The organism is Bradyrhizobium sp. AC87j1 (assembly GCF_002936975.1).
Lineage (GTDB): Bacteria > Pseudomonadota > Alphaproteobacteria > Rhizobiales > Xanthobacteraceae > Bradyrhizobium > Bradyrhizobium shewense.
Genome location: NZ_PTFE01000261.1, coordinates 1 through 907, shown reverse-complemented (window position 1 = coordinate 907; position 907 = coordinate 1). Strand labels below are relative to the sequence as shown.

Here is a 907-nt window from a genome sequence, read left to right as displayed (position 1 = left end):
ACGATGCCAAACGTCTGGCTGCCGACTTGCGTCACCACGATGAAGCCGTTCTCGGGATCCGAGGCCGCGCCGTCGTCGATCTTCAAGAGCTTCTTCAGATGGATCAGCGGCAGCAGCTTGTTGCGCAAGCGCAGCACCGCGGTGTCCTTGATGCGCTCGATGCGGTGCTCCGAGTTGGCGCGGGCACGGACCAGCTCGACCACCGAGAGCTGCGGGATCGCAAAGCGGTCGCCGGCGGCCTCGACGATCAGGGCGGAGACGATCGCGAGCGTCAGCGGGATCTTGATGGTGACGGAGGAGCCCTCGCCGGCCACCGACTTGATGTCGATGGTGCCGCCGATCTGGTCGATATTGGTGCGCACCACGTCCATGCCGACGCCGCGGCCGGAGACCGAGGTGATGGCGGCTGCGGTGGAGAAGCCCGGCGCGAAGATGAACTTGTGGATCTGGGCTTCGCTCATCTTCTCGAGCTCGGCCTCGGTGACGAGGCCTGACGAGATTGCCTTGGCCTTGATCTTCTCGGTGTTGAGGCCACGGCCGTTGTCGGCGATGCAGATGATGATGTGGCCGCCCTCATGATAGGCGGACAGACGAATGGTGCCCTGCTCGCCCTTGCCGCTGGCGAGACGCTCGGCGGGGGTCTCAAGGCCATGATCGGCGGAGTTGCGCACCATGTGGGTGAGCGGGTCCTTGATCAAATCGAGCACCTGGCGGTCGAGCTCGGTGTCGGCGCCGTGCATCTCCAATTCGATCTGCTTGCCGAGTTCGCTCGAGAGGTCGCGGACGATGCGGGGCAGCTTCTGCCAGGCATTGCCGATCGGCTGCATGCGCGTCTTCATGACGCCCTCCTGCAGCTCGGCGGTGACGTTGGACAGGCGCTGCAGCGGCACCTTGAACTCGGTGTCCT

At 64.7% G+C, this 907-nt stretch carries 1 protein-coding gene; it reads right to left on the bottom strand.

What is annotated here, in order from left to right; genetic code table 11:
- On the bottom strand, window positions 1–907 hold a 907-nt coding region (locus CV770_RS41205; RefSeq protein ID WP_146101481.1), incomplete at both ends, for a chemotaxis protein CheA.